This is a genomic window from Mycobacterium sp. E136 (assembly GCF_001666865.1).
Taxonomy (GTDB): domain Bacteria; phylum Actinomycetota; class Actinomycetes; order Mycobacteriales; family Mycobacteriaceae; genus Mycobacterium.
In genome coordinates this window covers 1-7,547 of record NZ_LZJE01000335.1, presented here as the reverse complement: position 1 = coordinate 7,547, position 7,547 = coordinate 1, and the positions used below count along the sequence as shown (strand labels likewise).

Genomic DNA, 7,547 nt, shown 5'->3' with positions numbered 1-7,547 from the left:
CATCGGCGGCGGTGCGATCGGCACCATCGGCGGCGGTGCTACCGGCGCCAACGGCGGTGGCGCGATCGGGGGCGGCGGTCCCGGCGGCGGCGGCGGTGCCATCGGTGGCTGCAGTGGCGGCGGCGGCGGTGGCGGTGTGGCGGATGGCGGCGCGTATGGGCCGCCCTGGCACACCGGATTTCCAGGCTGGCTGATACACCCCGGATCAGCCGGGCCAGTGATGGGTTGTGGACCAGGCGGAGGAGGCGCCGGCGAGTATGGACCGCCCTGGCACACCGGGTATGTCGGCATCTCCACACATCTGGGATCACCGGGGCCAGTCGGGGGCCCGGGGGGAGGATCAGCAGGCTGAAGCGGTGCCGGCACGTTGGAAAACCCTGTGGCGAAGGGGATCGCGATCGCAGGCGCAGTGGTGCTGGTAGCAGCTACAACGATAAACACCCCCGATACAACGCTTTTCGCGATGACATTGCGGAGTGCAGAGTCCTTGGTCCAACTCATCGATTAACCCATCTCGCGCCCTCAGAAGGCGATGCTCCCTCCAATATTATTGACGCACATGAATATTCACGCACAGTAGCCTCCCGATGGTGGAACCCGACGAACGCTAACCCACCCAAAACGCTTTGAGCAGCAATTTGACAAAACTGCCCTCGCTGGCTGCCGGGTATCACAGAAGGCGTGCACGAGTCCCTCACGACAACAGCTCGTTCGAGAAACTCGACCCGCCGACCGTGTCTCTACCTGGCGAATTCCCTGGCGATCTCAAGCCGTCGTCGCTCGACGACGCCAGTTGTCACTGGCGGTGGCGCACCCTCTCGACCGAATGTCATGCCCGGGCCTGCCCGCGGTTCAGCGAAAGGGTCGCGTCTCGCAGGCGTCCATTCATCTGGCCCGGCGAGAAAGATTCTTCGAAACTCCGATGAAAAATCGCGGCGGCACGTGTCGAATTCAGTGGGATCCCGTTCGACGTGGTTGTGAGGGCACGAAAGACAGGCCCGACCGAACCGATACGACAGGAGATGAACTGATGGCGCGATACATGATGATCATGCGGGTCACCCCCGAGGGTGAGGCGGCGTTCGCCGACGCCGAGATCGACTTCAACGAGGTCATCGAGTCGATGGGCCGCTACAACGAGGAACTGATCAAGGCCGGGGTGATGCTCGCCGGCGAGGGCCTCACCGGGCCGGAGGACGGCTTCGTCGTCGACTTCGACAACGACCCGCCCGTGGTGACCGACGGCCCGTACACCGAGGCCAAGGAGCTGTTCAACGGCTTCTGGATCATCGACGTGTCCTCCAAGGAGGAGGCCAAGCAGTGGGCCCAGAAGTGTCCGCTGGGGCCCGGCGTCCGGCTCGAGGTCCGTCTGGTCGGCGAGACCGACCAGTTTCCGCAGGACAATCCGTGGGTCAAGAAGGAGATCCAGTGGAAGGCCGACCTCGCCGAAAAGGTCGCCGCGCAGGCCCGAGCGGAGGCCGACCGGTTGGCGTGACGATCGCTAGGTGGCGCGGATCCGGATGGGTCCGCGCCACGTCCCGTTCGGGTCGAGCACCTCGCCCTTCTGGGTGATCTCGACGTCGCCCTTGCGCGCGAGGTCGCGGGCGGTCTCGCGCGCGTCGTCCATCAGGTCGCGCCAGTCGTCGCCGCCGATCGCGCGGGCGGCGTCCGAAGGACAGATCGTCTTGTCGGGGCCCCGTTCGCGCGACAGTTTCAGGATCGTCTCGCGCAGCCGCTGCCGGTCGCTCACCCAGCCGAATCTACGCTCCCGCGCACACCCCGGAGTCGCGGATCACGGAGCCGTACACGTTAGCGGTCGCGGTGTTGGCGTTGATCTGTCCCGACGGCACCCGCTGTTTGATCTTGTCGCTGATCTGGGTGAACTGATACCAGAGCCGATAGACCGAATCGCCGTGCAACACGGGCGAATACTCGCTCTGGTCCGGGTAGTTGACGATGAACAGCGTGTGGGCGCGCGGGTCGAGGAATGCCGCGGACTGGTCGAGGTTGGCGGCGACGACGTCACCGGCCTGGCTCATGCCGGGTGCGGACCAGTTGTCGTCGTGGTCGTCGAGAAACCGCTGAAAACCGAACGCCTGCGTCATGAGGTCGTCGTGCTGGGCGTTGAACCACTGGCAGGAATCGCGCATCGCGGTGACCTGTTCCGGGGTGACCCGGATCTGCCAGAGGTTGTAGGGGAACACGGTGTAGTTCGGTTGCCACCCCGACGGGTGCGGCGTGAACACCGGCAGGGTGGGAACGGCGTCGTCGGCCCGCGCTGCGGGCGAGGCGACCACGAGCGCCACGGCCATCGCCGCGACTGTCCGGAACATGGTCAGGCGCCGCCGAATTCGGTACGCAGGACCGGCGCGAGCGCGGACAGGGGGATGTGTGCCTGCACGGTCCCGCCGTCCATCGACCACTGCATGACGCCCGGAGTGAAGTCGGTGGGACGGTCACGGCCCACCGGATAGTCCGGCATGTAGATCACGAGCTCGTCGGGCGTGAGCGCCCATGCCTTGTACGCGCCGGAGTAGACCTTGTCCGGAGTCCAGCGGTCGATCACGAACGGGTATGTGCGCGGTTGGTGCGGCGGCGGCGCGGCGTCGAGCGCCTGCTCGACGAACGGTTGCGCCAGCGGCGGAATCGCGATCAGCGGATCCAGTCCGGGCTCGACCAGATCGGCGAGTTGCAGTCGTCGCCCGTCGGCCATGTCGAAGGTGAACGTGCGGTAGGCGTTGTTGAAGTCCGGCCCGTCGGCGTGATAGGTCTCGCGGAACACGACACTGAGCACGTCACCCCGACGGAACACCTGGTAGTTGGCCTCGCCGTAGCTGTCGGCGACCATCTTCACGCCCGCGGTCCTCCAGTTGTCCATCAGCGCACTCAGGTAGTCACGGATTGCGGGTCCGGTCGCCGGGTTGTCCACTAGGTCACCGGGGATGGCGATCTTGATGTCGCGGACCGCTTTTCGCTCCGACGGTACGGTGGCACGGCAGTACTGGCCGTCGAACTGCCCACCGATGTCGCCGCATAACGAGGGCGCCGACGCGGTGGCCGTCGGAGCGACCGCGAGCGCCGTCGCCACGGCGATCCCGGAACTCAGCAGACGCATACGCATCATCAGGGCAGCTCGACTTTGCTTGCGCGCCAGCGGCCGTCGACGTACTCCATGGTCATCTTGATGCGGCTGCGGTCGATCCGCGGATCGGGCACGTTGGTGTTGGAAACGGACTGGTCGACGAACAACAGCACGACCGCTGTGTCCTTGGTCGCCGATTGGACGGCCGATTCCAACACGACGCCGTGTGCGGTCGCCTTATTGTCGATCAGCAACTGCCGCAACTGATTGCTGGACTGTGAGTACATGTCCTTGAACTCGCCGGTCGCCCCGTCGAGGACCGCGTCGAAGTTCTCGTCGACCTTCGCCGAGTCGATACTCGTCAGGGTCTGCGCGTAGTTCACCGCCGCTTGCCGGGCCTGTTCGCCGGCGTCGTCGACCTGGCGCTCCTGCCACAGTTGCCAACCCAGTAAGCCCGTCGCTCCGAGCAGTGCCAGGAACGCGACCACGACGGCCCCGAGCAGCGCACGGCGGCGCCATCGGCGGGCGGGGCTGGATTCATCGTCGTCGCCCCCGGTGTCGTTGTTGTCGGCGACAGCGTCGGAGGTGTCCTCGGCGGTTGTGGACTCTGGGGATTCGGGTTTCTCTTCCTGGTCGTCCGTCTCGGTCTTCTTGCGCGTATCGCGGTCGGTGCTCACGGCATCGTCATCTCCTCACGGATGGGTGTCGGTCAGCGGGGTGGCTCGATGGGTAGCGTCGGGCCCCCGTAGGGCGTGGGAATCGTGTAGCGCCCCTTCGGTGTCGGGTCCATCTGTCTGCCGAGATCGGCACCCGGCGGCGGGCCGGCGGTGTCGTCACCGGCCGGTCGTGGTGCGTTCTTCGCACCGCGCACGAGCACTCCGGGATGGACGTCGCGGCAGTAGGTGTACATGAACGGCTCCGGGTAGTCCGCCGCCGACGGCGGCAGCTTGGGTGTGCCGTAGTCGCACGTGTAGCGCGGATAGACTTCCGCGGTCCCCCACAGCCCGCCGTCGTGCATCGCCGAACCGAGTGCGTCGAGCACCGATGTGCGGTGGTTCGGGAACAACGCGTTCAGCGCGGGCACTCGCAGATACAGCAACCGCGAGGTGGTGCTCAGGTTGCCCAGCAGCTGCACCATGGTGTCGGAGTTGTCGGCGAAGAGGTTGTCGACGTCGTTGAGAACGCCCGGTGTTTGGTCGGTGAGTCGGCGGTAGCCGTCGCGCATCTTGCTGATGCCGGTGAAACTTTCGCTGAGATTGTCCGAGGCTGCGTCGACTCCGGCGTTCTTGTCGCCGACGAACCGGAACACCACCTGGCTGGTCCGCAGCAGTGAGGTGGTCTCCGGCAGCACCGAGTCGAGTGTGGACAACAGGAAGGTGCCGCCGTCGACGATGTCGGCGAGCTTTCGCGGACCGGCCTCGCTGAGGCTCAGTTCCCTCCTGATGAGTTCGAGCTTCTCGGTGTCCGCCTGGGCCAGCGCCCCATCGGCGTTGGCCAGCAGCTCGGCGAGGCTGACGGGGATGGTGGCGTTGTCCTTGCCGATGACCGCGCCGTCGGCCAGAAACGGGCCGATCTGCGTGTCCGGGATGAAGTCGATGTACTGCTCGCCGGCCGGCGAGAGGCCCGACACCCGCACGGCGGACGACTGCGGAATCCGCGCTGTCGACTCGACATTCACCACGGCGTTCACGCCGCTGGGCGTGAGGTCGAGCCTTTCGACCCGGCCGATCTGCACACCCCGCAGCGTCACGTCCTGATCGGGCAGCAACCCCGCCGACGCGGGCAGCTCGATCGTGAGCCGGTAGCTGGACGCCAACGGGTTGACCCGCAGCGCACCGAACAACAGATAGGCACAGGCGATGACGAGCGTCATGACCAGAGCGATCGTCGACAGCCAGGCGCGGCGGGCGTAGCCGAACCGTACGAGGTCGACGATGCGATCGGCGGTGCGGGCGATCATCGCGGCGCCTCGGCGGGCGGCGCGGCGGGCCCCGGCGCCGGAATGATCTCTCCGGGCTCGGTCGGGCTGGGGATCACCGGAAGTTGCGGTACCCCCGGCCCCTTGCCCACCACCCTTTCCTGCAGCCGGAACAACGTGTATTTCAGCGTGCCGACAAGCTGATGCCAGTCGTGACGCTTCGGCCCGTGCAGCCCCGGGTCGCCGGCGTATCCGATGTCGGGTATGGATCCCAATGCCAACCGGTCGACGCTCGCGTCCAACGCGATGGCATTGCTGCTCAGCGTCTTGATGAACGGCGGCATCAGCCGGTTGAGCGCGTACAGCGTCGCATCGGGCGCCAGCGCGACGTCGTTCCACGCCCGGGCGACGGTGTTCGCATCGGCTATCACGCTGCGTCCGCTGGTGTCTGTGCCCGCGATCGACGGGAACCGGCGCATCAGGTCGGACACATCACCGATCTGCTGGACCAGGTCGGCGATCTGGGTGGTGTGGGCCGAGAGCGTGTCGGTCGCGGGGCGGGCTTCGGCCATCACGTCGCTGATCACCTGGTTCTTGGCGGCGATCTGGTCGGCCAAGCGGGACGTCTCGGTCATCGCGGTCGAGATCTCCTCCGACCGCGCGTTCAGCTTGCCGAGCGTGTTGTTGGTCTTGCTGATCAGGGTCCCGAACGCGTCGCCCTGGTCCCCGGTCGCCTTGCCCAGGCCGTTGATGATGTTGGTGAAGTTCCGAACAGCACCTCCGTTGACCAGGATCGCCGCCGAACTCAGCACCGATTCGACCGTCGCGGCCGCCGTCGTCGCCTCCAGGCCGATCGTGTCGCCGTCCTCGAGTAGCGGCGTCCCCGGCGGGACGGGGTTCGGCGGTTTGATCGCCACGAATACGTCGCCGAGCGGGGTGGCCGAACGCAACTCGGCGGTGCTGCCTTTAGGCAACTGCACGCCGTCCATGATTCGCAGTGTCGTCACGGCGGTGTAGTTGCGGGCCACCATCGACTCCATCTGCCCCACGTCGGCGCCGGCCAGTTTGACCTTCGCGTTCGTCGGCAGATTGAGCGCGTTCGAGAACACCGCGGTGAGCTTGTATCCGCCCGCTCCGGTCCCCGGCGCCGGCAGCGGTAGGCTCGCCAAACCATCGGTGGCACAACTGGAAACGGCGAGACAGATAGTCATCGCCAGACCCGCGGCGACCTGGCGATGCCTCCGGAGTGCCCTCATTTCTGCCCCATCGCCGCGAGCCCGTCGAGCATGTACGTCAATCCGAAATCCGGCCCGAAATCCTGTAACGTTCCGGTGCTGCAACCCAATTGGCGCAGGCCCATCATGTTGCAGACTTCCTTGATCAACTGGTTGTCGAACAAGATCTTGTCGGTGACCACCTTCACCCGCAGGGCGCCGTTTCGCTGGTCGGCGACGTTGTACAGGTTGTCCAACGTCATCGGCGCGAGATCGAGAAACTCCATCAGATCGCGTTCGTGATCAACGGCGGTGTTCAACACGATGTCGCCGTTGGCCACCAGTTCCTTGACCGATTCCCGGTGCTTGTCCAGTATCTCGCCGGTGTGATTGAGCACTTCGTTGATCTTCTTACCGGTCGTGCCGCTGCCGAGGTCCTCGTCGGCCAGGATCTGGCTCAGAGCCCGCACCGAGGAACCGAACTCGCGCATCATGGCGTCGTTGCGAGCGGCCGCATCCGACAGCGAGCTCACGTTGCGCACGATCGTCGTCAGCTGGTCTTTCGTCACCGTGCCCCGATCCGCACTGAGCCGCAACGCGTTCGACAGCTCGCCTAGCGCGTCCTTCATCTGCTGGCCGTTCCCGCCGGCGATGGCCGCGCTGGCGTCGATCACGTCAGCCACGGGTCCATTACCCTTCCCGTCACCGCGCAGCGACCCCGCGAGCTTGTCGAGAACATCGAGGACCCTGGCGAATTCGACCGGCGTCCGGGTGCGGTTGAGCCCGATGGTGTCGTGGTTCTGGAGTGTCGGCCCGCCTCGATAGGGCGGCGTCAACTCGATCTGACGGTCGGTGAGGATCGAGTTCGAGATGGTCGCGGCCTGAACGTCGGCGGGCACCTTGACGTCCTTGTCGATCGTGAAGTCGACCTCGACGTACCCACCCTTGGTCGTGATCTTGGTGACCTTGCCCACCGGCATGCCGAGAACCGCTACCACATTGTTCTCGTACAACCCTGCGGCGCTTTCGAATTGGGCGGTGACGGTGATGGTGTCGAGTTGGTCCTTGACGAACTTCGCCCCCACGACCGCCGCCGTCAGCGCCACGACCGCCCCGATGGCGACGGCCGCGATGATCCTGGACCTGGTGATCTTCACATCCACTCCTGAAGCGCCGCGCTCACTTGCAGTCCTGGTAGTACTCGATCATGCCGAACTGCTTCGCCCGGCCGCTGATTGCGCACATCCAGGAGTCGACCAACAGGCCGCTGGAGGCGTTGAAGTCAATCGCGTTGCCGGTGCCGGTGAGGTTGGTCATGTTGCGCAGCGCCACC

At 65.7% G+C, this 7,547-nt stretch carries 9 protein-coding genes and 1 pseudogene; 2 read left to right on the top strand and 8 right to left on the bottom strand.

Annotated elements, in window-relative coordinates; translation table 11 throughout:
• Together A5698_RS29615 and A5698_RS22135 are read left to right on the top strand one after the other, a co-directional pair.
• A partial coding sequence (locus tag A5698_RS29615) for a hypothetical protein (protein WP_231967495.1) occupies nt 1-194 on the top strand: 194 nt, incomplete at its 5' end.
• An 836-nt stretch (nt 195-1,030) separates the two neighbouring features.
• Nucleotides 1,031-1,495 (top strand): YciI family protein, encoded by a 465-nt coding sequence (locus tag A5698_RS22135; protein ID WP_067086324.1) that lies wholly within the window; start codon nt 1,031-1,033, stop codon nt 1,493-1,495.
• 6 nt (nt 1,496-1,501) lie between these two features.
• On the opposite strand, the gene A5698_RS22130 is transcribed toward A5698_RS22135, so the two are convergent.
• The 8 genes and pseudogenes from A5698_RS22130 to A5698_RS28760 all read right to left on the bottom strand — a co-directional run.
• Nucleotides 1,502-1,750, bottom strand: coding sequence for a DUF3253 domain-containing protein (locus A5698_RS22130; RefSeq protein ID WP_068301197.1), 249 nt, complete (start codon nt 1,748-1,750; stop codon nt 1,502-1,504).
• 10 nt (nt 1,751-1,760) lie between these two features.
• The gene (locus tag A5698_RS22125) at nt 1,761-2,333 is read right to left on the bottom strand and encodes a hypothetical protein (protein ID WP_068301194.1); all 573 of its coding nucleotides are present in this window, start codon (nt 2,331-2,333) and stop codon (nt 1,761-1,763) included.
• Nucleotides 2,334-2,335: 2 nt separating this feature from the next.
• Complete coding sequence (locus tag A5698_RS22120; RefSeq protein ID WP_068301191.1) at nt 2,336-3,121, bottom strand: RsiV family protein; 786 nt, start codon at nt 3,119-3,121, stop codon at nt 2,336-2,338.
• Nucleotides 3,122-3,123: 2 nt separating this feature from the next.
• The gene (locus A5698_RS22115; protein ID WP_068301186.1) at nt 3,124-3,759 is read right to left on the bottom strand and encodes an Rv1363c family protein; all 636 of its coding nucleotides are present in this window, start codon (nt 3,757-3,759) and stop codon (nt 3,124-3,126) included.
• Between the two features lie 32 nt (nt 3,760-3,791).
• A complete protein-coding gene (locus tag A5698_RS22110; RefSeq protein WP_068301184.1) occupies nt 3,792-5,042 on the bottom strand; it encodes an MlaD family protein in 1,251 nt (416 codons plus the stop codon).
• On the bottom strand, nt 5,039-6,256 hold the full coding sequence (locus A5698_RS22105) for an MlaD family protein (RefSeq protein ID WP_068301179.1): 1,218 nt from the start codon (nt 6,254-6,256) through the stop codon (nt 5,039-5,041). The genes A5698_RS22110 and A5698_RS22105 overlap by 4 nt, the downstream gene beginning before the upstream one ends.
• Entirely contained in the window at nt 6,253-7,350 is a 1,098-nt protein-coding gene (locus A5698_RS22100; protein WP_502688976.1) for an MCE family protein, read from the bottom strand. Before A5698_RS22100 ends, A5698_RS22105 begins: the two co-directional genes overlap by 4 nt.
• 43 nt (nt 7,351-7,393) lie before the next feature.
• A pseudogene (locus A5698_RS28760) lies at nt 7,394-7,547 on the bottom strand (mammalian cell entry protein); the annotation flags it as partial.